Source organism: Mycobacterium europaeum (genome assembly GCF_002102155.1).
GTDB classification, from domain to species: domain Bacteria; phylum Actinomycetota; class Actinomycetes; order Mycobacteriales; family Mycobacteriaceae; genus Mycobacterium; species Mycobacterium europaeum.
This window is the reverse complement of the sequence record NZ_LQOU01000019.1, coordinates 13687-38168: the sequence shown is the minus strand read 5'-3', so window position 1 is coordinate 38168 and position 24482 is coordinate 13687. Positions and strand designations below refer to the sequence as shown.

The window sequence follows — 24482 nt, the reverse complement described above, 5'->3', positions numbered from 1 at the left end:
ATGCAGAAACTACTCGCAGGAGTTACCGCTCTGGTAACCCTAAGCGCCACAGGATGTTTCGGCCTCGGAATCGCCACGGCCGACGACGCGCCGGGCGACGGGACGCCCGCCGGCGGAATGGCGTACGCCCTCGGCGGCGCGCACGTCCCGGGCATCCCCTACGACGAGTACGGCCGGCGCCTGGGGGCCGGATGGTTTCCGGGGTTCCAGCGGGAAATCGTCAACTACCCGGCGGGGCAGGTGCAGGGCCACGTGCTCGAGCGGCTCTTTCCGGGCATCGGCCGGCTGGACGAAGCCTTCCCGGGCCTGGGAGTCGACGGGCCCAGCGTCGGGGAATCGGTCGCGATCGGCGCGGACAACCTGGACGCGGCGATCCGCCGAGGCGGCCCCGGTGCCGCCATCGGGTTGTCCGAGGGTTCGCTCGTGCTTGACGCCGAGCAGGCCCGGTTGGCGAACGATCCGACCGCTCCCCCGCCGAATCAATTGATTTTCAGCACATTTGGCAATCCGGTGGGACGTCACGCCTTCGGCGAGAGCTTCCTGACCTCCGTTTTCCCGGTCGGCGCCGTCGTCCCCGCGCTCGACTACCGCATCCCGCCCCCGGTGGAGAGCCAATACGACACCAAGGCGTTCGTCGCCGCCTACGACATGATCGCCGACTTCCCGGATCGTCCGGACAACCTGTTGGCCCTCGCCAACACCCTGGTGGGCGAGGCGACCGGGCATACGGCGGTCGCGTTCACCGACCCGAGCATGGTGCCGCCGCAGAACATCAGAACCACCGTGAACTCCCGGGGAGCGACCACAACGACGTATCTGATTCCCGAGAAGCACCTCCCACTGGTGCTGCCCCTGGGCTACCTCGGGGTGCCGGAAGACCTGCTCAATCAGCTCGACGCCGAGCTGACGCCCATGGTGAACGCGGGATATTCGCGAAACGACGACCCACTGACGGCTCCGATCCAAGTCGATCCGGTGCGGGGCTTCGACCCGGCGGCCGTGATCGCACCGGCCAGTCAGGCCACCTTCGGTGGCGGTGCCGACCCGTTTTCGCAGCTATTGTCCAGCTCCATGGCCGCGTTCGGTCAGGGCAACCGCTGAGCGGAGAGGCGGGCCCCGATACGCCGCGACAGCGTCGGCGATAATGGCTCACATTCGCCACGTCAAAGGAGACGCGATGAGCAAAACTGCGGCCGAACGCCCGCTGCGGGTGATCCAGTGGACGACCGGAAACATCGGGCGCCGTTCGCTGCACGCCATCATCGGCAGACCGGACATGGAACTGGTCGGGGTGTATGCGCACGGGGCGGACAAGGTGGGCGTGGACGCCGCCGAACTGGCCGGCTGGCCCGAACCGACCGGAGTGCGCGCGACGAACGACATCGACGCGCTGCTCGCCCTGGGCGCCGACGCGTGTTGCTATAACCCGTTGTGGCCGAACGTCGATGAATTGGTGCGGTTACTGGAAGCGGGCGTCAACGTCTGCTCCAGCGCGGCCTGGATCACCGGGGGCAAGCAGACGCCGGAGGACCGCGAACGCATCGCCGATGCGTGCAAACGAGGCGGTTCCACGATCTTCGGCAGCGGCGCGCACCCCGGCATGACCAACATGGTCGGCATGGTGCTGTCCGGCGCCTGCGAACGCGTCGACGAGATCCGCATCACCGAGTCGGTGGACTGCTCGACCTACGAATCGGCGGAAACCCAGACGGCGATGGGCTTCTCGCAGGATCCCGCTACGCCGGGGCTGGCCGAAAGCGTGCGGCGCGAAAGCGAGGTCTTCGCCGAATCCGCCGCCATGATGGCCGACGCGATCGGGGCGAAGCTGGACCGGATGACCTTCGACGTGACGTTCACCGCCGCCACCGGCGATTCCGATCTGGGGTTCATGCGGATCCCCGCGGGAACGGTGGGCGGCGTCTATGGCTACCACCGCGGCTGGGAGGGCGACCGCAACGTGGTCAGCGTGGGCTTCAACTGGACCATGGGCAATCACGTGGTGCCGCCCAAACCGCTGGAGCACGGCCACGTCATCCAGGTGTTCGGGCTGCCCAACATGCGCACCGTCCTGCACTGCCTGCCGCCGAAGGACTGGACCGAGCCCGGATTCATGGGCCTGGGAATGATCTACACCGCGATGCCGGTCACCAATGCCGTCCCGGCCGTCGTCGCCGCCGAACCCGGGATCGTGACGCTGGCCGAACTGCCGCCGGTGACCGGCCGGGTGGCCCGTTAGGCAGCCGCAGCCATGTGCCGTTCAGCACACCGAGGCCCCCGGAGGAACGCTTGCGTGCACTAAGGTTTAGAGTGCTTAGCTGAGCAAAGCGTCGGGCGACACCGGTGTCGCCGGCGAGGTAGGTCAGCTTTGCGGCGGCGCCGGGGTGGCGGTTAGCGGAAGGCGGTTCAGGCGTGGCTAGTCCAGATTCGGGTCCACGAGCCGGCACCGTATCCCGTTTGCTCAAACGGGCGTGGATACCGCTCGTTCTGGTGGTGGTCCTGGCCGTTTCGGCGTTGATCGTGTCGCGGCTCCACAAGATTTTCGGCTCACAGGATCTCAACGCGAACGCGGGCAAGGGGATCGAAATCGTGCAGTTCAACCCGAAGGTCGTGGTCTACGACATCACCGGGCCGCCCGGGGCCACGGCCAACATCAACTACTGGGACGAGAACGCCAACACCCACCAGGTCAACGCGGCGCCATTGCCGTGGTCGGCCACCATCTCGACGACCCTGCCGTCGGTGAGCGCCAACATCATGGCGCAGAGCGACAGCAGTGAGATCAGCTGCAAGATCACCGTGGACGGCGTCGTCCGCGAACAGCAGCACTCCAGCGGCCACAATGCCCAGACCTTCTGCTTGGTGAAGTCCGCATGAGCGACGCCGACAACAGGGGCCGGGTCGACACCGCGGACACCGAGGACACCGGTCCGATCAAGACACCGGCTCAAGCCAAGGCCGAGCGCGGTCACCGGCCCTACCTTCCCCACGCGATCCGCATTTTCGCGGTCCCGATCATCCTGGGCTGGCTGTTCGTCACCGTGCTGGTGAACGTCATCGTCCCCACGCTGGAAAAAGTCGGCGAGGCCCACTCGGCGCCGATGACACCGCTGGACGCGCCGTCGATGAAGGCGATGATGCGCCTGGGCCACAACTTCCGCGAATTCGACTCCAACAGCACGGTCATGATCGTCCTCGAGGGCCAGCAGCCCCTCGGTCAGGACGCGCACCAGTACTACGACAAGCTGATTCGGGACCTCCGCAAGGATCCCCAGCACATCCAGCACATCCAGGACTTCTGGGGTGACCGGCTCACTGCCGCGGGCGCGCAGAGCGCCGACTCCAAGGGCGCCTACGTGATGATCAACCTGGCCGGCAATCAGGGCACCACGCTGGCCAACGAATCCGTGGACGCCGTGCGCAAGGTCATCGACGAGAACAAGGCGCCGCCGGGCGTGAAGGCCTACGTCACCGGTCCGGCGGCGCTGTCCGACGACATGCACATCATCGGTAACGCCAGCCTGGCCAAGATCACGCTGTTCACCTTGGGCGCCATCGCGATCATGTTGCTGCTGGTCTACCGGTCCGTCGTCACCACCCTGGTGCAGCTGTTCATGACCTTTGTGGCACTGGCCTGTTCGCGGGGCGTCGTCGCGGTCCTGGCGTACCACAACGCCTTCGGGCTCACCACCTTCGCCGCCAACATCCTCACCATGCTGGCGATCGCGGCCGGAACCGACTACGGCATCTTTCTCGTTGGCCGCTACCAGGAAGCGCTGCGCGCCGGCGAGGACCGAGAAACCGCCTACTACACCACCTTCAAAGGGGTCGCGCCCGTTGTGCTGGGGTCGGGCCTGACCATCGCCGGCGCCACCTACTGCCTGAGCTTCACGCGGCTGCCCTGGTTCAACACCATGGGCGCACCCGTCGCGATCGGCATGCTGGTGGTGGTTCTGGCCGGACTCACGCTGGGTCCCGCTGTTGTCTTCGTGGGCAGCCGTTTTCACTTCTTCGAGTCCAAGCGGGCGGCCAAGGGCGGACGGCTCTGGCGGCGGGTCGGCACCGCGGTCGTGCGCTGGCCGGCACCGGTTCTGGCCGTCAGCGCCGCGGTCGTCCTGGTCGGCATGATCGCCCTGCCGAGCTACAAGACGAGCTACAACGACCGGTACTACCTACCGGCCTCCGCCCCGTCCAATCTCGGGCAAGCGGCCGCCGACCGCCATTTCTCGCAGGCCCGGATGAACCCCGACATGTTGATGGTGGAGTCCGACCATGACATGCGAAACCCCGCCGACATGCTGGTGTTGGACCGGGTGGCCAAGAACGAGATGCGCACGCTCGGGATCGCGATGGTGCAGGACATCACCAGGCCGCTGGGCATTCCGATTCAGCACAGCTCGATACCGTTCCAGAACAGCATCCAAAGTCAGACCACGATGCAGAACATGGGCTTCCTCAAGGAGCGCATCGCCGACATCCTCAGGATGGCCGACGACCTGCAGACCCAGATCGACACCACGCAACGGCAATACGAGGTGTCGCTGGACCTGGCCAACGCCGCGGACGACAGCGCGAAGACCACGGCGGTGACGTCGCAGATCACCGACACCCTGCGCGACCACATCGCCGATTTCGACGACACCTTCCGGCCGATCCGCTCCTACTTCTACTGGGAGAGGCACTGCTACGACATCCCGGTGTGCATCGGGTTGCGGTCCCTCTTCGACACGTTCGACGGCTTCGACCAGCTGGCCGAACAGTTCCACTACCTCACGGCCGATATCCAGCACACCGCCAAAGCCACCCACGACCTCAACGCGCTGTTTCCCACGCTGATCACGACGCTGAAGACCACCAGGGGCATCACGCTGACGCTGTACCAGACGTTCAAGGCGATGATCGACCAGATGGAGGCGATGAGCAACACCGCGATCGTCATGGGTCAGAGCTTCGACGCGTCGAAGAACGACGACTTCTTCTACCTGCCACCGGAGGCGTTCCAGAACCCCGACTTCCAGACGGGGCTGCGCATGTTCTTGTCACCGGACGGCAAGTCGGCGCGGTTCTTCATCACCCATCAGAGCGATCCGATGACACCGGAAGGCATTTCGCGAGTCGACGCCGAGCGCACCGCCGCCCAGGAGGCGCTGAAGCAGTCGTCGCTGTCGGATGCGCGGATCTACCTCGGGGGGACCGCCCCGACGTTCCGGGACATGGCCGACGGCGAGAAGTACGACCTGATGATCGCCGTGGTGTCGGCGCTGACGCTGATCTTCATGATCATGCTGCTGCTCACCAGGAGTGTGGTGGCCGCGTTGGTGATCGTCGGCACCGCCGCCAGCTCGATCGCGGCGTCGTTCGGGTTGTCCGTGCTCATTTGGCAGGATTTGTTCGGTATCAGGATCCACTGGATCGTGATGGCGCTCTCGGTCATCATCCTGTTGGCTGTCGGGTCCGACTACAACCTGCTGCTGGTCTCCCGGTTCAAAGAGGAGATCCATGCCGGGCTCAAGACGGGGATCATCCGGTCGATGGCCGGTACCGGTGGCGTGGTGACCGCGGCGGGCCTGGTGTTCGCCTTCACCATGGCATCGATGCTCGGCAGCGACCTACGGGTGCTCGGCCAGTTCGGGTCGACGGTCTGCATCGGTCTGCTGCTCGACACCCTGATCGTGCGCACCCTGCTGATGCCGTCGATCGCGACGCTGCTGGGGCGGTGGTTCTGGTGGCCGCAGGTGGTGCATCCGCGCGGCGACAACGCCCTGCGCGCGGCGCCGGCCTAGGTCGGTAGCTGCACGCAGACCGCGACCGCGCCGGCGCCGACGTGCAACGCCAGCACCGGCCCCAACGGGGTGATGATCGCCGGCTCGCACGCGGGTAACCGCCGCGCCAGCGTCGCCGCCACCTCCTTGGCGCCGTCCGGATTGGCGACGTGGTGGACCGCGAGCGCGGCGGGACCCTCGCCCACCACCTCGCAGACCCGGTCGACCATCGTCTCGGTCGCGTGGGTGACGGTGCGCACCCGTTGCGCCAGAACGAGTTTGCCGTCGTCGATGCGCAGCAGCGGCTTGAGCGCCAGCGCGGTCCCCAGCCAGGCCTTGGCTCCGCCGATCCGTCCACTGCGGCGCAGGTTGTCCAGTCGGTGCACCACCATGAACGCATGGCTGTGCCGCACAGCCAGTTTCGCCGCGTCGGCAACGGCGTCGAGGTCGCCCCCGGCGGCCGCGGCCCGCGCGGCGGCCAGCGCGATGAAGCCCGTGCCCATCGCGGTCGACCTCGAGTCGACGACCCGGACGTGGGGGTCCAGGTCCGCGGCGGTCCGTTCGGCCGCGCCGCAGGTTCCCGACAGCGCCGACGAGAGATGCACCGCCACCACGCCGTCCCCGCCGCTGTCGGCCAGCGCCTGCTGGTAGGCGTCGGCCAGTTCGGCCGGGGTGGCCGCCGCGGTGGTGGCGTGGCGCTGGTAGACGTCCTCGGGGATCTCGTCCACGCCGTCGCGCAGATCGACACCGTCGAGCAGGATGTGCAGCGGCACAACGCGGATCGCCCACTTGTCCAGCAGCTCCGCCGGCAAGCGCGCCGACGCGTCGGTCACCACCACGACAGGCATGACGCTATCCGCGCGGCTTGTCGGTCGGCGCTTGAGCCTTGTCCACGGCCTCGGCCAGCGCCTTGAGCATCAACTCGGCTACCGCCTGGTGGGCTTCGAAGTTCCAGTGGATCCCGTCGGGATTCCCCCGTCCGCTCATGACGTGTTCGGCAACGGCCGCTTTGAGATCCACCAGGGGAACATCGTGGCTTTGCGCCCACTCGGTGATGGCCGCCGCGGTGGCGGGGCGGCCGTGATGCGCCCTGCCGTAGGTTTCGGCGATGTGCACCGACGGCAGCGACGCCACGATGGGGATGCCGGGGCGGTTGAAATCGATTGCGCCGCGGGTCTGTTCGAGGTAATCGACGCTCAGGTGCGCAGGCAACGCGGAGCGCGCCACCGGCGACAGCCTGGGCTGCAGCCAGCCGTAGCCGTCGCGCACCCAACGCCGGAGGCGGGGGGGCCGCACGTAGCGGATCAGCTCGCGCAGCGCCGTCGGCAGCACCGACGGCAGCGAATCCATGCCGCCGGTGGCGAAGATGACCGCGCCCGCCCTCGGCAGCGCCGCCCAGGCGCGCGGGTCCTGGGTCGCGGCCCACCAGATGTCGCGGCAGGTCCAACCGATGCGGCCGATCAGCTCGACATCCCAACCCAATTGGGCGGCAACGATGTTGGGCCAGATGCGGGGATCGTCGGCGGGCAGGCCGCCGGTCGGCCCGTAATAGGCCAGCGAGTCGGCGAATATCAGCAGCGTGGGCCGGGCCTCACAGGACATCGTTGGACACCTGCGCCGAAGCGTTCCAGACGTCGAGGCGCCAGCGGATGGCGGCCACGCCCGCGTCCTCGTCCGAATGGCCCGAAAGTTGCACCCAGCTGGCATTGCCCATGCCGCCCAACATCGGCCAGTTGGCCACCGGAAGCTTCAGCAGCGCGGCCGACAGCGCGGCGATCAGGCCGCCGTGGGCCACCAGCACGACCGGGCGATCGGCATGCTGGAGGCCGCCCCACTCCGGCTCGCCGGACACCAATTCGGCGACCAACGGCACGCTGCGGGCGGCGACGTCGACCCGGCTCTCTCCGCCGTGCGGTGCCCAGGTGGCGTCTTCGCGCCAGGCCAGCCGGGCGCCGGGGGCCTGCGCGTCGACCTCGGTGTGCGTCAGCCCCTGCCACTCGCCGAGATGGGTTTCCCGCAACCGCGGGTCCACCCGGATGGGCAGGCCGGTGCGCTCCCCCAGTCGGATCGCCGTGTCGTAGGCGCGATGCAGGTCCGACGAGACGATCAGCAACGGCTGCAGCTTGCCCAGCACCTCGGCGGCGGCGACGGCTTGTGCCCGCCCGAGTTCACTGAGTTGAGAATCCAGCTGGCCCTGCATCCGGCTACCGGCGTTGAACTCGGTTTGCCCGTGCCGCAACATGATCAGGCGACGAATGGTCATTGCGTGCCCGCTGGATCTTCGGGGAGGTCCGCCAGGTCCACCGGCACCACCGGGCAGTCACCCCACAACCGGTCCAGGGCATAGAAGTCGCGGTCGTCCTGGTGCTGGATGTGCACGACGATGTCGCGGTAGTCCAGCAGCGTCCAGCGGCCCTCCCGGGTGCCCTCCCGGCGCGCGGGCTTGTAGCCGGCCCGGCGCATCTTCTCCTCGACCTCGTCGACGATGGCGTTGACCTGCCGCTCGTTGGACGCCGACGCGATGACGAAGCAGTCCGTGATGACCAGCTGGCCTGAGACGTCGATCACGACGACGTCGTCGGCCAGTTTGGAGGCGGCCGCGCCGGCCGCCACGGTCGCCATGTCGATGGCCTCCTGGGTGGCGGTCACGTGTTGTTCCCGGCGGGCAGGGTTGAACGGCTCACGGTGTCCTTCGGTTTTTCGCCGCCGCGATACAGCCGGCGCTTGGAGACGTACTGCACCACGCCGTCGGGCATCAGATACCACAGGGGCCGGCGCTGCTGGGCGCGCAGACGGCAATCGGTCGACGAGATCGCCAGCGCCGGGATTTCGACGAGCGTCAGCACATCGTCGTCCAGCTCGCCCAGGACGCCGGTGATGTGTTCACGCCGCAGCTCGTATCCGGGCCGGCTGACGCCGACGAACCGCGCGAGCTGAAACATCTCCTCCCAGCCCTGCCACGACAGGATGGAGGCCAGCGCGTCGGCGCCGGTGATGAAGTACAGCTGCGAATCGGGGTTGACGGCGTGCAGATCCCGCAGGGTGTCCTTGGTATAGGTGGGCCCGCCGCGGTCGATGTCGACGCGGCTCACCGAAAAGCGCGGGTTGGACGCGGTGGCGATCACCGTCATCAGGTACCGGTCCTCGGCGGCGGACACGTGCCGGTCCTTCTGCCAGGGCTGACCGCTGGGCACGAACACCACTTCGTCGAGGTCGAACAGGTCGGCGACCTCACTGGCGGCAACCAGGTGCCCGTAATGGATGGGATCGAACGTCCCACCCATCACGCCCAGCCTGCGCAGCTGCTTTTGCACGATTTGCCAGCTTACTTGAGGCGGCGTTGTCGCCCGATTCCCAGCCGACGCGGGCTGGGCAGAATTCAGACGGGCAACAGCTGGTCGATCACCGTGGCGAGCTGCTTGGCCGACCGGCATTCGTGCATCGTGATGATCTCCTGGTAGCGCGGCACCGCCGAGTCGCCGCTGCCCCACAGATGCCTGGGCTCGGGGTTCAGCCAGTGCGCGTGCCGGCTGGCGGTCACCATGTGGGCCAGCAGACCGGTCTCGGGATTGCGGTAGTTGGTGCGGCCGTCGCCGAGCACCAGCAGCGAGCTGCGCGGTGACAGCACGTTGGGGAACGCCTGCACGAAGGACGCGAAGGCGTTGCCGTAATCGGAATGCCCGTCGCGGCTGTACACCCCGGCCTCCCGGGTGATCCGCTGGATCGCCACGGCCAGATCGGCTTCCGGGCCGAACATATGGGTCACCTCGTCGGTGGTGTCGATGAACGCGAACACCCTGACCCGCGAGAACTGTTGGCGCAGAGCGTGTACCAACAGCAGGGTGAAATGGCTGAACCCGGCGACCGAACCGGACACGTCGCACAGCACCACCAGTTCCGGGCGTGCCGGGCGGGGTTTGGCCAGCACCACGTCGATCGGCACGCCGCCGGTGGACATCGACTTGCGCAGTGTCTTGCGCAGGTCGATCACCCCGGCGCGGCTGCGTCGCCGCCGGGCCGCCAGCCGGGTGGCCAGCGTCCGGGCCAGCGGGGCCACCACCCGCTGCATCTGGCGCAGCTGGTCCCCGGAGGCGCGCAGGAACTCGACGTTCTCGGAAAGCTGGGGGATGCCGTACATCTGGACGTGGTCACGCCCGAGTTGTTCGGCGGTGCGCCGCTTGGTCTCGGCGTCGACCATCTTGCGCAACTGGGTGATGCGCTGCGCGGCAAGCGCTTTGGCGATCTGCTCCTGGGTGGGTGTCGGCTCGTCACCGTAGGGGGCGAGGAGCCCCGCCAGCAACTTCGCCTCCAGTTCGTCCAGCGCCATCGCCTTGAGCGCCTGGTACGAGGAGAAGGACGGCCCGCGGCTGGAGCTGTACTTGCCGTAGGCCTCCACGATGCGTGCGATCATCGCGACGAGCCGCTCATCCATGTCGGCGAGGTCGGGATTCTCGGTAAGCAGGTCGACCAGCATCTGGCGCATCGCCTCGACGTCGTCGGGCGGCAGCGAGTCATCTCGCGCCCCGTCGGCGTCCTCGTCGGTGACGACGGCGCGAGCGCCCAACGCGGCGGGGAACCACAGGTCGAACATGGCGTCGTAGGTCTCGCGGTGTTCCGGACTGCGCAGCACGGCGCACGCGATGCCCTCCCGCAGCACATCGCGGTCGCCCAGACCCAGGGTGGCCATCACCCGGCCGGCGTCCACGGTCTCCGACGGACCCACCGAAATACCCACTCCGCGAAGCGCTTCCACGAAGCCGACCAGGTGACCGGGCAGTCCGTGCGGGGCGAGCGGCCGGGCGGGCCGGATGCGACGTGGGGCCATCGGTGATTCCTAGTTCAACCGGAGCTCGCCGCTCGCGCGCTGCTGGTCGGATTGGTGCTTGAGCACCACACCCAGCGTGGCGGCGACGACGGAGTCGTCGATGGTGTCGAGGCCCAGCGCGAGCAGCGTGCGGCCCCAGTCGATGGTCTCGGCGATGGACGGCACCTTCTTGAGCTGCATGCCGCGCAGCACGCCGATGATGCGTACCAGCTCCTCGGCGAGGTGCTGGGGCAATTCGGGCACCCGCGACAACAGGATGCGGCGCTCCAGCTCGGGACTGGGAAAGTCGATGTGTAAGAACAGGCATCGACGTTTGAGGGCCTCGGACAGTTCCCGGGTGGCGTTGGAGGTCAAGACCACGAACGGTGTCCGCTCGGCGGTGATCGTGCCCAGTTCCGGGACGGTCACCGCGAAGTCGGACAGCACCTCGAGCAGCAGCCCCTCGATTTCGATGTCGGCCTTGTCGGTCTCGTCGATCAGCAGCACCGTGGGCTCGGTGCGCCGGATGGCGGTCAGCAGCGGGCGTTGCAGCAGGAATTCCTCGCTGAACACGTCGTCTTTGGTTTGATCCCAGTCCCCGGAGCCGGCCTGGATGCGCAGGATCTGCTTGGCGTGATTCCACTCGTAGAGCGCGCGGGCCTCGTCCACCCCTTCGTAGCACTGCAGCCGGACCAGTCCCGAGCCCGTCGCCTCGGCGACGGCGCGCGCGAGCTCGGTCTTACCGACGCCGGCGGGGCCCTCCACCAGCAGCGGCTTGCCCAGCCGGTCGGCCAGGAACACCGCGGTCGCGGTCGCGGTATCGGGAAGATAACCGGTCTCGGCCAACCGTCGGGAGACGTCATCGATGTCGGCGAACAACGGCTTGGGCCGGGCGGGCAGGCTCACTATCTCAGTTCTCCTCAAACACTTTTCGTCGCGGGTCTCAGGCGGGACGGACTTGCCCGTCGCCCCAGGCAATCCATTTGGTCGAGGTCAGCTCCGGCAGCCCCATCGGACCGCGGGCATGCAACTTCTGCGTGGAGATGCCGATTTCGGCGCCGAAACCGAACTGCTCACCGTCGGTGAACGCCGTCGACGCGTTGATCATCACCGCTGCGGCGTCGACACCGTCACTAAACCGTTGCGCCGCAGCCATATTGCTGGTGACGATGGCCTCGGTGTGGCCGGTGCCGTACTCGTTGATGTGCGCGATCGCGGCGTCGATGCCGTCGACCACCGCGACTGCGATGTCCATCGACAGGTATTCGCGGCGCAGGTCGTCCTCCCCCGCGTCCGCCGAAAGCCCGCCGTGCACCGTCACACCGGCATTCTCGAGGGCGGCCACCAACCGGGGCAGGGCCTTGTCGGCGATCGCGGCGTCGACCAATAGCGTCTCGGCGGCGTTGCAGACACTCGGCCGGCGCGTCTTGGAGTTCAACAGGATCCGTTCCGCGACATCGAGGTCGGCCCCTTCGTGCACGTAGACGTGGCAGTTGCCGACACCGGTCTCGATGGTGGGCACCTGCGCGTCGCGGACCACCGCATTGATCAGGCTCGCTCCCCCGCGCGGTATCACCACGTCGACCAGGCCGCGGGCCTGGATCAGGTGCGTCACCGTGGCGCGATCGGCGGCCGAAAGCAGTTGCACGGCATCGGCGGGCAGGTCCTCGCTGACCAGCGAAGCGCGCAGCACCTGCACCAGGGCCTGGTTGGACCGCGCCGCCGAGGAACTCCCGCGCAACAACACGGCGTTGCCCGACTTGAGCGCCAGACCGAAGGCGTCGACGGTGACGTTGGGCCGGCCTTCGTAGATCATGCCGACGACGCCCAGCGGCACGCGCTGCTGCCGCAAGTGCAGCCCATTGGGCAACGTGTAGCCGCGCAGCACCTCCCCGACCGGGTCGGGCAGCCCGGCCACCTGGCGCAGCCCGGCGGCGATTCCCTCGACCCGTTTGGCGTCCAGCGCCAATCGGTCGAGCATCGCGGGCGGTGTGCCGACGGCTTCGGCGGCGCTGAGATCTTCGGCGTTGGCCGACAGGATCAACTCGGTGTGGGCCGCTATCGCATCGGCCGCGGACCGCAGCGCCTGATCCTTGGCGACGGTCGGCAGAAGCGCCAGGACGCGGGAGGCGACCCGGGCGCGGCGAGCGGCGTTGTGGACCTCTCGGCGCAAGTCAGGCAGCGAAGGTGCTTGCAGACTCATTGAACCAGGGTAGCGGTCCTTCACCGGCCGGGTGAGGCGGCCCGGCTATTGCGGCACGACCCCCCGCGTGACGCGCCGGCAACCAGGATTCCGTTCGCGGGTGGGTCAGCGGAGCCGCTGCGCCGGCGTCGGCGCCTCGCGGCGGGCGGGACCGGTCCGCTCATGGTGAGTTGCCTGCCGCACCTTGGTCTGCCGCTCGTCGATCAACCGGCCCAGGTCTTGGAGCAGCAAGGGCTTCCGCATCACCAGATCCTCGAGATGCTCGCGGTCGATCTGTAGCGCGGTCACCTCGTCCAGTGCGTACGCACCGGCGAGGTTGGGTTGGCGGGTGAGCGCGGTCAGGCCGAGGAACGATCCCTCGTCCAGGGTGGTGACGGGGACCATGGACCCCTCGTCGGTCGTCGCGGTCAAGCGCACCCGGCCGGCGACCAGGAAAGTCACCCCGCGAGACACCTCACCGGCGGACTCGAGGATTTCGTCGGCACCGTAGCGGACGATCTTGGCGTACGGCACCAGCGATTGCTGGTCGGTGTGGCTCAGCCGCAACGCCGGGGCGACCACCGTGCGCAACGCCTTCTCCACGCGTTGTTTGGTCGAGTAGTTGTCGTCAGCGCCGTCGAGCCGCAGGCGCGCCCGCCGCGCGGCGTACCAAACCCAGCGCAGGAACGTCGCTTCCGTGGCCTCGGCGTCGGCGGGCGACAACAACCGGACGGTCGTGCGGTACTGGGCGCCGCCCAAGGCCACGGTGGTGGGCGGGATTTCGGGCCTTCGGGCCGGCAGCGCCCCGGCCACCCGCGTCAACATCGCGCACACCTTGTCGGGCGAGTCGCCCGCCGCGAATTTCGTTGTGATCGCACAGTCGTACGCGCGGGACGGACGACTGAGATTCGTGAAGGAGGTGCTGGCCAGCATCGAGTTCGGCATGATTCGGATTCCGCTGCCGGTGTCGATGTGCACGGACCGCCAGTTCACTTCGACCACGCGGCCCCGCGCGGTCCCGGTGTCCAGCCACTCGTCGATCCGGAAGGGCTGCTCGAACAGCATGAACAAGCCCGACACCACCTGGCCGACGGAGTTCTGCAGCATCAGGCCGATGACCACCGATGTGATGCCCAGCGCGGTGAACAAGCCGCCGATCCGGACACCCCAGATCATCGACAGCATCACCGCCAGGCCGACGCCGATGACGCCGAAGCGGGCGACGTCGACGAAGATGGCGGGCAGTCGTTTGCGCCAGCTGTCGTCGGGCGCGCCCTCGAACACCGTGGCGTTCAGGGCGGACAACACCAGCACCAGCACCAGCAGGCCGAACACCGTCGTGAGGATCCGCACCGGCTCGTCCCCGGCCGACACCTGCGACGCCTTGACGAGCAACAGCAACAGCGCGCCCAGCGGCAGCAGGTAGTTGCGCACCAGGCTTACCTGCCTGGCGAGGTGGCTGTTTCGGCGGACCAGCATGCGGTGCAGCTCGGTGAGCAGGATCAAAGCGACCGGGAATCCGACCGCGACACCGATCGCCCAGTAGAACCAGGATGATTGGAACAAGTTCATGATCGCTCCGACAACCGGTAGATCGCCTGGTCGGTCCCGCCGACCGAGATGGTCCCGGCCGGCGTGAACTGCCGCACGTCACGCATCGCCTCGTACACCTGCGAGGTGACGTAGATGCCCGATTCGTTTGCGCCGCCCTGCATCCGGTAAGCCAGACTCACCGCCGCGCCCCACATGTCGTAGACGAGTCCGGAGCGGCCGACCAGTCCGCTGATGACGTCGCCGGTGCTGATGCCCACCCGCAGCCGCAGCTCGTGACCCGCTTGGCCGTTGAACCGATCGATGATGTGGCGCATTTCCACCGCGAAGTCGACGCTGCGGTGGATGCTGTCCAGCCGCGGTGTGACCACCCCGCAACTGGCGAGATAGCCGTTGTGGAAGGTGCGGATCCGCTCGACGCCGAAAGATTCGGCCGCCGAATCGAACTGCCGGAACAGCTCGTCGACGATCCCCACCAGCTCGTCGCCGCTGACATCCACCGAAACCTCGTCGAGGCCGACGATTTCGGCGAAGACCACGGCCACGCCCTGGTGTTCCAGCGCGATGGTCTCCTGTCCCTCGCGGTACCGCTGGACCACCGACTCGGGCATCAGCGCCAGCAAGAGCCGGTCGTTCTCCCGGCGCTGTTCGTTGAGCAGCTCCTCCTTGATCGCGAGGCTCCGGCTCATCTCGTTGAAAGCCGCGGTCAGGTCGCCGATTTCGTCGCGCGTGGTTACCGGGATGTTGACCTGGTAATCGCCCGAGCTGATCTTCTGCGTGCCCGTCTGCAGCCGACGGATCGGTCGCAACATCAGCTGAGCCAGCACCATCGACGCCACGCAGATGGCGAAGATCATGATCGCCACCGTCAGCACGACAGTCCTGCTGAACCTGCCCAGGCGCGCGAAGGCGTCGGAGTTGTCCCGCGTCGCCAGGATCGACCAGTGCAGATCGGAGTTGGGCAACGACAGCGGGGCGAAGGCCTCGAGTTCCTTGTTCCCCAGGTAGTCGGTGGCGCTGATGACTCCGGTCTGTCCGCGCTGGGCGGCGCGAAGACCCGCAGTCGGGACCGGTTGCACCAGGGTCGTGCCGCCGAGCCTGATCGCTTCCTCCACCACGTCCGGCGGGGTACCCGAGGCCACGGCCTCTCGCTTGTATTCAGCCGGATCCTGCAGGAAAAGTCTTGAATCAGAACGCATCAGGTTGTCGGGCCCGGCCAGATACGTCTCGGTCGCCGGCCCCATCCCGGCGGCCTCCCAGTGTTTGTCGGCGGTCATGATCCGGTTGATCTTCGAGATCGGCAGCGGCAGCGCCATGACGCCGTCGAATTTGCCGTTGATGCCCACCGGCGACACCGCCCACGCCGTGGGGGCATCGAGCTGCGGCTGGTACGGCTGGAAGTCGGTGATCCAGAGAAAGTTGATGTCGTTGGAGCGCAAGGCTTTCTGGTATGCGTCCCGCAGATTGGATTCCCGGTAAGGGCCGGTGAGGATGTTGGTGCCCAGGTCCGGACCTTTGTTCACCGAAAAGACGACATTGCCCTGCATGTCCAGCAACAGCGCGTCGGGGTATTCGAAACGGGTGACGATGTCGTGCAAGTAGAAACCGTAGCGGGCGCTGGCCGCCGACCACGCGCTGCCGTCGCCGGCATCCTGAACCTTCCGCGCGTCGGAGATCGACGGGTAGGGCGCCGTGTAATTGGCCTGAAGGTACTTCTGCGCGTTGGAACTCGGGAAGATCGCGTTGAGATCGAGTTCCTCACCGGTGATCCGCTTGATCGGCTTGATCATGTTGTCGTCGTAGTAGTTGACGAGCGCCTGCTGCTGGGGCGGCGTGATGGTCGCGTTGGATAACTGTGCGAAGCCGTCGGTGAACGCCGTCGTCGCCTCGACGATGCTGAAACCGCCGCTGTACACGAGCAGCGAATTCGTCACCTCTTTGAAAAGGGACCGCACCTGCTGCGCCTGCGACTCGCGCAGTTCGATGAGTCGCTCGGATTCGACCTGGCGCAGGGCGTTGCGGCCCGACGACGCCCCGATGAACCCGATCACCCCGATCGACAGGATGCTGCAGAGCAGCAGCGTCAGCAGCAGCTTCGATTGCAGGCCGATCCGGAAAAACCTACGACGACGAGACTTATGGCCCTTGCGGGACTCACCTCGGCGCGCCGCAGCCGTTTCCGCCGGGGCGGCTGCCGGTGCCGTCTGGGAAGCCGGCTCAGCGTCTCGTAGCTCGCTCGATGTCACTCGACTACGCCCTTCCTCGGACACGCAGCATCGCTCACGCAGCACACTAGCGCGCGCGTCTCGAGATATGGGCGATTGCCGCAAAGCGTTGGCGGTGAAGAATGCACGCACGCTGTCGGAGACCTCCCGAGCGCCGGGTGACCGCAAGGCTGACGGCCGGACACGACAGTCGGGCAGCCATCGCTGCAGTTGCCGTGCGAGAGGGCTTCGCCGCGGCACGCGACCACGAGTCCGGATGCTGAATTCAGACGCGACAATCCCTACGGAGCAAGGCTTTTCACGATGTTGAAGGCGCTGTACGCGGGGGTTGGCAACCGGCTAACGTCAGAGTATGGCGCAAGTATGTGTGGTCGGCAGCGTGAACATGGATATGTCGCTGCGCGTCGATACCCTTCCCCGCCCCGGCGATACGGTGCTGGCTTCGTCGTTCACCCACGGACCAGGTGGGAAGGGCGGCAATCAAGCGGTGGCGGCGGCGCGGGCGGGGGCACGGGTGCAATTCGTCGGCGCGGTCGGCGACGACCCGGCCGCCGGACAGTTACGCGCCCACTTGCTGGCCAACGGCGTCGGGTTGGACGCGATTGCCGAAACGCCCGGACCGAGCGGCACGGCGATCGTGGTCGTCGATGCCGACGCAGAGAACACCATTGTGGTCGCCCCGGGCGCCAACGAGCGGCTGACCCTGGACACCCCCGCCGCGAAAAGCGTCATCGCCGGCTGCGACGTGTTATTGACGCAGCTGGAAATTCCAGTGAGGGCAGCGGTGGCGGCGGCACGGCATGCCCGTTCGGCCGGGGCGGTCGTCATCGTCAACGCCTCACCGGCCGGGCGGGACGAAGACTCGCTGTCGGAGCTGGCGGCGCAGGCCGACGTCGTGATCGCCAACGAAGCCGAGGCCGAACAGTGGCCGTGGCGCCCCACCCACCTGGTGACCACATTGGGCGCGCGCGGCGCGCGGTACGTGGGCGCCGACGGGGACTTCGTGGTGCCCGCACCCACGGTGGCCGCGGTGGATACCACCGGGGCGGGGGACGTCTTCGCCGGGGTGCTGGCCGGAAGCTGGCCACGCAACCCCGGTTCTCCCGCCCAGCGACTGCGCGCGTTGCGGCGCGCCTGCGCGGCGGGAGCGCTGGCGACCCTGACGCCAGGCGCCGGCAACTGCGCCCCGGACGCCGAAGCGATCGACGCGGCGCTCGAATCACGCGCCTGACCTGCGGCTGGCAGTAGGTGGCAGCGTCTGGCGTCGACCTGGCAGTGGTTCGCGGGCACCGTCGGTGGCGATCAGCCATCGACGAAAGGAACATCATGTCCGCGACCACGATCGACCGCACCGGCACCCGGGACGGCCTGCTGCGACTGGCCATGCGCGCCGACGCCGTCATCAGCGGCGTGGTCGGGCTGGCGGGTATCCCGCTGGCCGGCCGGCTCGCCGAGCTTTCGGGGACCACGACAACGTTCGAGTACGCCATGGCCGCGCTCTTGATCGGCTACGGCGTGGTCGTGTTCGGCCTCGCCGCCCTGCCCTCGGTGCGGCGCGCGGGCATGGGCGTCATCATCGCCAACCTGGCGTACACGGTGGCCGCCGTGGTTCTGGTGCTCGAAGACGTCTTCCCGCTGACCACGGCCGGCGTCGCGTTGAATCTGGCGGCCGGCGCCTACACGCTGGTGTTCGCCGAACTGCAGTACCAGGGCTGGCGCCGCGCGAGGGCGTGAGCCGGAGGCTCGCGGGCCCGCCCGGCGATCACCGGGCGGGCCCGTCGGCGCGCTACTCCTCGGGGATCTGCCGCTCGATCTCGTCGAGCCAGATGCGTGCGGACATGTCCGACGGGGCCCGCCAATCACCGCGCGGCGACAGCGCGCCGCCGTGCGACACCTTGGGCCCGTTGGGCAAGGCCGAGCGTTTGAACTGACTGAACGAGTAGAACCGCTGCACGAACACTCCCAGCCAGTGCCGGATCTCCTTCAGCGAATATGTCGGTCGCTTGTCCTCGGGGAATCCCGGTGGCCAGTTGCCCCGATCCGGGTCGCTCCACGCATGCCGGGCCAGAAACGCGATCTTCGACGGCCGGAATCCGTAGCGCAGCACGTGGAAGAGCGAAAAGTCTTGCAGCGCATACGGTCCGACCTTGTCCTCGCTGCTCTGCAGCTCTTCCTCTTCGCCCTTCGGGACGAGTTCCGGGGAGATCTCGGTGTCGAGCACCGACTGCAGCACGTCGGTGACGTCGGACTCGAACTGCCCGGACGAGATGACCCAGCGGATCAGGTGCTGGATCAGCGTCTTCGGAACACCGCCGTTGACGTTGTAGTGCGACATCTGGTCGCCCACCCCGTACGTCGACCAGCCCAGCCCGATCTCGGATAGATCGCCGGTGCCGAGCACGATGCCGCCGCGCTGGTTGGCCAGCCGGAACAGGTAGTCGGTGCGCAGCCCCGCCTGCACGTTCTCGAAGGTGACGTCGTAGACCTTCTCCCCGCGCCCGAACGGGTGGTCGATGCCCTTGAACATCACCATCGCGGTCTCGGTGATGTCGATTTCGGAGAAGGTGACGCCCAATGCGCGGCACAGCTCGATGGCATTGCGCTTGGTGCGTTCCCCGGTCGCGAAGCCGGGCAGCGTGAACGCCAGAATGTCGCTGCGCGGCCGCTCTTCGCGGTCCATCGCCCGTGCCGCAACGATCAGCGCGTGCGTCGAGTCCAGGCCACCGGAGATGCCGATGACGATCTTCGGGTAGTCCAGCGCGCGCAGCCGCTGCTCGAGCCCGGACACCTGGATGTTGTAGGCCTCGTAGCAATCCTGTTCCAACCGTTCGCGGTTCGCGGGGACGAACGGGAATCGCTCGATGTCGCGGCGCAACCCGATGTCGCCGCCCGGCGGGTCCAGCCGGAACCCGATACGCCGGAACGACTCGGCCGACCCGCGGTGGTGGCGCCGGTTGTCGTCGAATGTGCCCATCCGCAGCCGTTCTGAGCGCAGCAGATCGATGTCGACGTCGGCGACGCTGCGCCGCTCCCCCTTCGGGAAGCGCTCCGAGGAGGCCAGCAGTTCGCCGTTCTCCCATACCATCGTCTGGCCGTCCCAGGCCAGATCGGTGGTCGACTCGCCCTCCCCGGCGGCGGCGTAGACGTAGGCGGCCAGACACCGCGCCGACGCCGAGCGCGCCAACAGGCAGCGGTCCTCGGCACGGCCGATCGTGATGGGGCTGCCGGACAGGTTGGCCAGCACCGTCGCGCCCGCCAGCGCGGCCTCCGCGCTGGGCGGGATCGGCACGAACATGTCCTCGCAGATTTCGACGTGCAGCACGAAGTCGGGGATATCCGACGCGGCGAACAGCAGATCGGGACCGAACGGGACGTCGGTGTCACAGATCCGGATGGTGCCGCGCTCGTCGTCTCCGGCCGCGATCTGGCGGCGTTCGTAGAACTCCCGGTACGTGGGCAGGTACGACTTCGGCGCCACCCCGAGCACCGCGCCGCGGTGGATCACGACGGCGGTGTTGTAGATGCGCTGCCGATACCGCAGCGGCGCACCGACAACCAGGACCGGCAGCAGATCGGTCGAGGCGGCGACGATACTCTCGACGGCGCTGCTGACGTCGTCGAGCAACAGGTCCTGCATGACGATGTCCTCGATGGAGTATCCGGACAACGTCAGCTCGGGAAACACGGCCACCGCGACGCCGTCGTCATGGCAGGCGAGCGCCAACCGCAAGACCGACTCCGCGTTGGCCGCCGGGTCGGCGATCGCGGTGTGGTGCGTGCACGCGGCGACCCGGACAAACCCCTGGCTGTAAGCGTTGTAAAAGTCCATCGCCCTTCCATTGTCGCCTGCCCGGTGTCAACCCGTGGCCGCCGGGTATCCCCTTTCCCATGAGCGATACCGCCGTGGTCGTGGTCGACATGATGAACACCTACCAGCATCCCGATGCTGAGGAACTAATACCCAATGTCGCCAAGATCATCGACCCGCTGACCGATCTGGTCGGGCGCGCACGCGAATCCGCCGACGTCGACCTGGTGTACGTCAACGACAACTACGGCGACTTCGCCGCCCAGTTCTCCGACATCGTCGGATCAGCGCTCGACGGGGCGCGGCCCGATCTGGTCAAGCCGATCGTTCCGGCCGGGGACTGCCGCGTGATGACCAAAGTGCGACACAGCGCCTTCTACGCGACCGCGCTGGCGTATCTGCTCAACCGGCTCGAGACCAAGCGGCTGATCATCACCGGGCAGGTCACCGAGCAGTGCATCCTCTACACCGCGCTCGACGCCTATGTGCGCCACTTCCCCGTCGTGATCGCCACCGACGCCGTCGCCCACATCGACCCCGACCTCGGCGCGGCGGCGCTGAAGATGATGGAGCAGAACATGTCGGCCGAGCTCACCACGGCCGCGGAGTGCCTCGGTTAGCGATATCGCCGCGCGGGTACGCAGCACGTCCTCGGTGGGCCTTCGCGCCCGTACTCTCGAAGAGGTGACCGCCCACTGCGCAGAATCGCCGGAGCTGGTCGCGCTGCTGGCCGGTCGCCGGATCGCGGTGCTGACGGGCGCGGGCCTGTCCACCGACTCCGGCATCCCCGATTACCGCGGACCCGATTCACCGCCCAGCAATCCCATGACGATCCGCCAGTTCACCTCGGACGCCGTCTTCAGGCAGCGCTACTGGGCGCGCAACCATGTCGGTTGGCGGCACATGGACGACACGCTGCCCAACGCCGGCCACCGGGCGCTGGCCGCGCTGGAACACGCCTCGGTGGTGACGGGGCTGATCACGCAAAACGTCGACCTGCTGCACACCAAGGCCGGCAGCCGCAACGTCGTCGATCTGCACGGCACCTACGCCCAAGTGGTCTGCCTGAGCTGCGGGTACACCATGAGCCGCGCCGCTCTCGCCGAACGGCTGGAAGAGCTCAACCCCGGATTCATCGAGCGCGCCGAAGCGGTCGGCGGGCTCGCGGTGGCCCCCGACGCCGACGCCGTCGTCGCCGATACCACGTCGTTCCGGTATCTCGACTGCCCGCGCTGCGGTGGGATCCTCAAGCCGGACATCGTCTACTTCGGCGAAAACGTCGCCAAACATGTTGTCGACCGGGCATATTCACTGGTGTCCGAAGCTGACGCGCTGCTGGTGGCCGGCTCGTCGCTGACGGTGTTCTCCGGCTACCGATTCGTGCGTCACGCCGCCGCGCTGGGCATGCCGATCGCCATCATCAACCGGGGAAGGACCCGCGGGGACGACCTGGCGACCGTCAAGGTCGACGGCGGCTGTTCCGAGCTGCTGGCGCTGCTGGCGGACGAATTGTTGCCGTTACCAATGCGTTAGAAGGTGCACGGCATGCTGCGGACGGCGTGAATGAAGTTGCCCGCCACGTATGTCGGGTCACCGGCCTGGATGTCGGGCAGCTGGCGCAACAACTCGCCGAAGATGGCGCGCAGCTGCGCCCGGGCCACGTGGGCGCCCAGGCAGAAGTGCACCCCGCCGCCGCCGAAGCCGACGTGCGGATTGGGGCTGCGGCTCAGGTCGAAGCGCTCCGGGTGGTCGAACGCCTCGGTGTCCCAGTTGCCGGACGGATAGAACATGACGACCTTCTCGCCCGCCCGGATCGTCTGGCCACCGAGCTCGAAATCCGTTGCTGCCGTGCGGCGGAAGCTCATCACCGGACTGGCCCAGCGGACGAACTCCTCGACGGCCGTTCCGATCCGGGTGTCGAAATCCTCCAGCAGCCAGGCACGTTGGTCTGCGAAGTCGGTGAGCGCCTTCATCGCGTGGCTGGTGGTCTGACGGGTGGTGTCGTTGGCGGCCACGGAAAGCAGCACGAAGAAGGCTGCCACCTCCGCGTCGGTCAGCCGGTCGCCGTCGACCTCGGCGTTGACCAGCCCGCTGAACAGGTCGTCGCCGGGACGCTCGCGACGCTCGGCGGCCAGCGTGCCGGCGATCTGGTGCAGATACACCTGGTTTTCGACCAGGACCTCCAGCGCGTTGCGACCGTCGAGGTAGACGGGGTCGGCCCAGGACACCAGCGCGTCGGCGGCGCGCGCCACGCGCTCACGCTCCGACTCCGGGATCCCCACCATGTCCGACAGGGTGCGGATCGGCAGTTGCTTGGCGCAGTGGTCGACGAAGTCGGCCCCACTTCCGGCCGCGCGCAGCTCTTCGACGATGGCCTTGGCGTTCGCCCTGATCGAGTCCTCGATGCGGCGGATCTGCCTGGGGGTGAACGCGGCGCTGACGAGCTTGCGCAGCTTGGTGTGTCGCGGCGGGTCCATCGCCAGGAACGACTGGGACGCTTCGAGCAACTCGACCGGGATGTTCTCGAACATCACGCCCTGGCCGGACAGGAACGCCTCGTTGTTGCGGCTGACCGAGACGATGTCGGCGCGACGCGTGATCGCCCAGTAGCCCGGATCGTCGGGGTCGGACATCAGGGCGTCCTCCACCGGCGGGTGCCAGCTCACCGGCCGCTCGGCCCGCAGCACCGCGAACGAACGTTCCCGATCGGCCGCGGTCGTGGACCAAAACGCACGCGAGGACAGGTCGATCGGGTCGTAGGCCCGGCCGGGCTGCTGGGCGCCGGACGTCTTGGTCGTCAGGGTCATGGGACCCACCTCCAGTGTGTATGACCTCGGTCACAGGACGTCAGCGACACTATTCCTAGACAGAGTGTCTAGTCAAGCTGTCAAAAATGGTTCTATGCTGGCTGAATGCCATCGGTCACCCGGAAGCCGCAGGCCAACCGCGAGCGGGGGCGTCAGCAGCGGCGAGAGCAGATCGAGCGGCAGCTACTCGACGCCACCGAGCGGTTGATGCGCGGCGGCACCAGTTTCACCGAGCTCAGTGTCGACCGGCTGTCGACCGAGGCCGGCATTTCCCGCGCGAGCTTCTACATCTACTTCGAGGACAAGGGCCACCTGCTGCGCCGCCTGGCCAATCAGGTGTTCGCCGACCTCGCCGACAGCGCGGATCGCTGGTGGAGCGTGTCGTCGCGGCACGATCCCGACGACGTCCGCGCCGCGATGGAGGGGATCATCGCCAGCTATCGGCGCCATCAACCGGTGCTGGTCGCGCTCAACGAGATGGCCGGCTACGACCCGCTGGTGACCGCGACCTACCACAACCTGCTGACGGCGATCAGCGGGCGGCTGACCCGGGTCATCGAAGAAGGCCAGGCCGACGGGTCCATCCGCCCCGGCCTGGCGGCGGCCACCACGGCCAGCGCGCTGACGTGGATGGTTGAGCGCGCGTGCCAGCAGAACCTCCCGGGCAATCCGCCCGCCTACGACCCGGAACTGGCCGCCACACTGGCGGAAATCGTCTGGGGAGCCCTCTATCTCAAACCCGCTTCGGCCCGCTGATGCGACGGTCGCCCGGCGGCTTCACTGCCACTGTGACCAGAACGACATAGTTAGGGTGCTATCTATTAGCGTACTATGCGAATATGGCATCACCTGCCGCGCCCGAGGTCGACCCGCTTTCCCTGGAACAGCAGGTCTGTTTCGCGTTGAGCCTGACCAACCGCGCCGTGTTGGCGGTCTACCGGCCACTCTTGGAGCCGTTGGGGCTGACCCACCCCCAGTATCTGGTGATGCTGACGCTCTGGGACCATCAGAAATCAGCCTCGGGACAACGGAAACCGCTGTCGGTCAAGGAGATCGCGACCACGTTGCAGATGGATTCCGCCACCCTGTCGCCCATGCTCAAGCGCCTGGAGGGCCTCGGCCTGATCACCCGCGCGCGAAGTGCCGTCGATGAACGCTCCATCGAGGTGAAACTCACCGACAGCGGCACCGCCTTACGCCGGCGTGCGACCAAGATTCCGCCGGCCGTGGTCGCGCGTCTGGGCGTCGATATCGATGAACTTCAGCACCTGCACGAGGTGCTGACCCGCGTCAACGCGGCCGCCTTGGCAGCGGGCGCATTGCAGTCCGGAACCCCCTCCTAGGAG

General features: G+C 67.5%; 22 protein-coding genes. 10 read left to right on the top strand and 12 right to left on the bottom strand.

Annotated elements, in window-relative coordinates; translation table 11 throughout:
* The 4 genes from pe (at position 1) to AWC03_RS09580 (ending at position 5780) form a co-directional block, all read left to right on the top strand.
* Complete coding sequence (gene pe, locus AWC03_RS09595; protein WP_085240264.1) at positions 1 to 1101, top strand: acyltransferase PE; 1101 nt, start codon at positions 1 to 3, stop codon at positions 1099 to 1101.
* A 76-nt stretch (positions 1102 to 1177) separates the two neighbouring features.
* The gene (locus AWC03_RS09590; protein WP_085240263.1) at positions 1178 to 2236 is read left to right on the top strand and encodes an NAD(P)H-dependent amine dehydrogenase family protein; all 1059 of its coding nucleotides are present in this window, start codon (positions 1178 to 1180) and stop codon (positions 2234 to 2236) included.
* 218 nt (positions 2237 to 2454) lie between these two features.
* Positions 2455 to 2874, top strand: a complete 420-nt coding sequence (locus AWC03_RS09585; RefSeq protein ID WP_085240262.1) for an MmpS family transport accessory protein — start codon at positions 2455 to 2457, stop codon at positions 2872 to 2874.
* Positions 2871 to 5780, top strand: coding sequence for an MMPL/RND family transporter (locus AWC03_RS09580; RefSeq protein ID WP_085240261.1), 2910 nt, complete (start codon positions 2871 to 2873; stop codon positions 5778 to 5780). Before AWC03_RS09585 ends, AWC03_RS09580 begins: the two co-directional genes overlap by 4 nt.
* On the opposite strand, the gene AWC03_RS09575 is transcribed toward AWC03_RS09580, so the two are convergent.
* The 10 genes from AWC03_RS09575 to AWC03_RS09530 all read right to left on the bottom strand — a co-directional run bounded on the left by AWC03_RS09575 (position 5777) and on the right by AWC03_RS09530 (position 16542).
* The gene (locus AWC03_RS09575; protein ID WP_085240260.1) at positions 5777 to 6607 is read right to left on the bottom strand and encodes a DegV family protein; all 831 of its coding nucleotides are present in this window, start codon (positions 6605 to 6607) and stop codon (positions 5777 to 5779) included. The genes AWC03_RS09580 and AWC03_RS09575 overlap by 4 nt on opposite strands.
* A gap of 4 nt (positions 6608 to 6611) precedes the next feature.
* On the bottom strand, positions 6612 to 7361 hold the full coding sequence (gene octT / locus AWC03_RS09570; protein WP_085240259.1) for a diglucosylglycerate octanoyltransferase: 750 nt from the start codon (positions 7359 to 7361) through the stop codon (positions 6612 to 6614).
* Positions 7351 to 8022: a glucosyl-3-phosphoglycerate phosphatase gene (gpgP, locus tag AWC03_RS09565; protein WP_085240258.1), complete on the bottom strand. Its 672-nt coding sequence runs from the start codon at positions 8020 to 8022 to the stop codon at positions 7351 to 7353. Before gpgP ends, octT begins: the two co-directional genes overlap by 11 nt.
* The gene (rsfS, locus tag AWC03_RS09560) at positions 8019 to 8408 is read right to left on the bottom strand and encodes a ribosome silencing factor (protein ID WP_085240257.1); all 390 of its coding nucleotides are present in this window, start codon (positions 8406 to 8408) and stop codon (positions 8019 to 8021) included. Before rsfS ends, gpgP begins: the two co-directional genes overlap by 4 nt.
* Positions 8405 to 9061, bottom strand: a complete 657-nt coding sequence (gene nadD, locus AWC03_RS09555; protein ID WP_276327158.1) for a nicotinate-nucleotide adenylyltransferase — start codon at positions 9059 to 9061, stop codon at positions 8405 to 8407. Before nadD ends, rsfS begins: the two co-directional genes overlap by 4 nt.
* Positions 9062 to 9138: 77 nt before the next feature.
* The gene (locus tag AWC03_RS09550) at positions 9139 to 10584 is read right to left on the bottom strand and encodes a vWA domain-containing protein (protein WP_085240255.1); all 1446 of its coding nucleotides are present in this window, start codon (positions 10582 to 10584) and stop codon (positions 9139 to 9141) included.
* 9 nt (positions 10585 to 10593) lie between these two features.
* Positions 10594 to 11469 carry an AAA family ATPase gene (locus tag AWC03_RS09545; protein ID WP_085240254.1) on the bottom strand — a complete coding sequence of 292 codons (876 nt, stop codon included), beginning with the start codon at positions 11467 to 11469 and terminating at the stop codon, positions 10594 to 10596.
* 37 nt (positions 11470 to 11506) lie between these two features.
* Positions 11507 to 12766, bottom strand: coding sequence for a glutamate-5-semialdehyde dehydrogenase (locus AWC03_RS09540; protein ID WP_085240253.1), 1260 nt, complete (start codon positions 12764 to 12766; stop codon positions 11507 to 11509).
* A 105-nt stretch (positions 12767 to 12871) separates the two neighbouring features.
* Positions 12872 to 14317 carry a mechanosensitive ion channel domain-containing protein gene (locus tag AWC03_RS09535; protein WP_085240252.1) on the bottom strand — a complete coding sequence of 482 codons (1446 nt, stop codon included), beginning with the start codon at positions 14315 to 14317 and terminating at the stop codon, positions 12872 to 12874.
* Positions 14314 to 16542: an adenylate/guanylate cyclase domain-containing protein gene (locus AWC03_RS09530; RefSeq protein ID WP_085240251.1), complete on the bottom strand. Its 2229-nt coding sequence runs from the start codon at positions 16540 to 16542 to the stop codon at positions 14314 to 14316. Before AWC03_RS09530 ends, AWC03_RS09535 begins: the two co-directional genes overlap by 4 nt.
* Positions 16543 to 16873: 331 nt before the next feature.
* On the opposite strand from AWC03_RS09530, the gene AWC03_RS09525 reads away from it, so the two are divergent.
* Entirely contained in the window at positions 16874 to 17752 is an 879-nt protein-coding gene (locus AWC03_RS09525) for a ribokinase (RefSeq protein ID WP_085240250.1), read from the top strand.
* 95 nt (positions 17753 to 17847) lie between these two features.
* On the top strand, positions 17848 to 18255 hold the full coding sequence (locus AWC03_RS09520; protein WP_085240249.1) for a hypothetical protein: 408 nt from the start codon (positions 17848 to 17850) through the stop codon (positions 18253 to 18255).
* Positions 18256 to 18307: 52 nt separating this feature from the next.
* Here AWC03_RS09520 and AWC03_RS09515 read toward each other — a convergent pair whose 3' ends face one another.
* Positions 18308 to 20350 (bottom strand): NAD(+) synthase, encoded by a 2043-nt coding sequence (locus AWC03_RS09515; RefSeq protein ID WP_085240248.1) that lies wholly within the window; start codon positions 20348 to 20350, stop codon positions 18308 to 18310.
* A gap of 59 nt (positions 20351 to 20409) precedes the next feature.
* On the opposite strand from AWC03_RS09515, the gene AWC03_RS09510 reads away from it, so the two are divergent.
* Both AWC03_RS09510 and AWC03_RS09505 read left to right on the top strand, forming a co-directional pair.
* Entirely contained in the window at positions 20410 to 20949 is a 540-nt protein-coding gene (locus tag AWC03_RS09510) for a cysteine hydrolase family protein (RefSeq protein ID WP_085240247.1), read from the top strand.
* Between the two features lie 64 nt (positions 20950 to 21013).
* Positions 21014 to 21862: an NAD-dependent protein deacetylase gene (locus tag AWC03_RS09505; RefSeq protein ID WP_085240246.1), complete on the top strand. Its 849-nt coding sequence runs from the start codon at positions 21014 to 21016 to the stop codon at positions 21860 to 21862.
* Here the strand turns inward: AWC03_RS09505 and AWC03_RS09500 are convergent.
* Positions 21859 to 23136: a cytochrome P450 gene (locus AWC03_RS09500; RefSeq protein WP_085240245.1), complete on the bottom strand. Its 1278-nt coding sequence runs from the start codon at positions 23134 to 23136 to the stop codon at positions 21859 to 21861. The genes AWC03_RS09505 and AWC03_RS09500 overlap by 4 nt on opposite strands.
* A 105-nt stretch (positions 23137 to 23241) precedes the next feature.
* On the opposite strand from AWC03_RS09500, the gene AWC03_RS09495 reads away from it, so the two are divergent.
* Both AWC03_RS09495 and AWC03_RS09490 read left to right on the top strand, forming a co-directional pair.
* Complete coding sequence (locus AWC03_RS09495; RefSeq protein WP_085240244.1) at positions 23242 to 23892, top strand: TetR/AcrR family transcriptional regulator; 651 nt, start codon at positions 23242 to 23244, stop codon at positions 23890 to 23892.
* Positions 23893 to 23975: 83 nt separating this feature from the next.
* Positions 23976 to 24479: a MarR family winged helix-turn-helix transcriptional regulator gene (locus tag AWC03_RS09490; RefSeq protein WP_085240243.1), complete on the top strand. Its 504-nt coding sequence runs from the start codon at positions 23976 to 23978 to the stop codon at positions 24477 to 24479.
* The last annotated feature ends 3 nt before the right edge of the window (positions 24480 to 24482 follow it).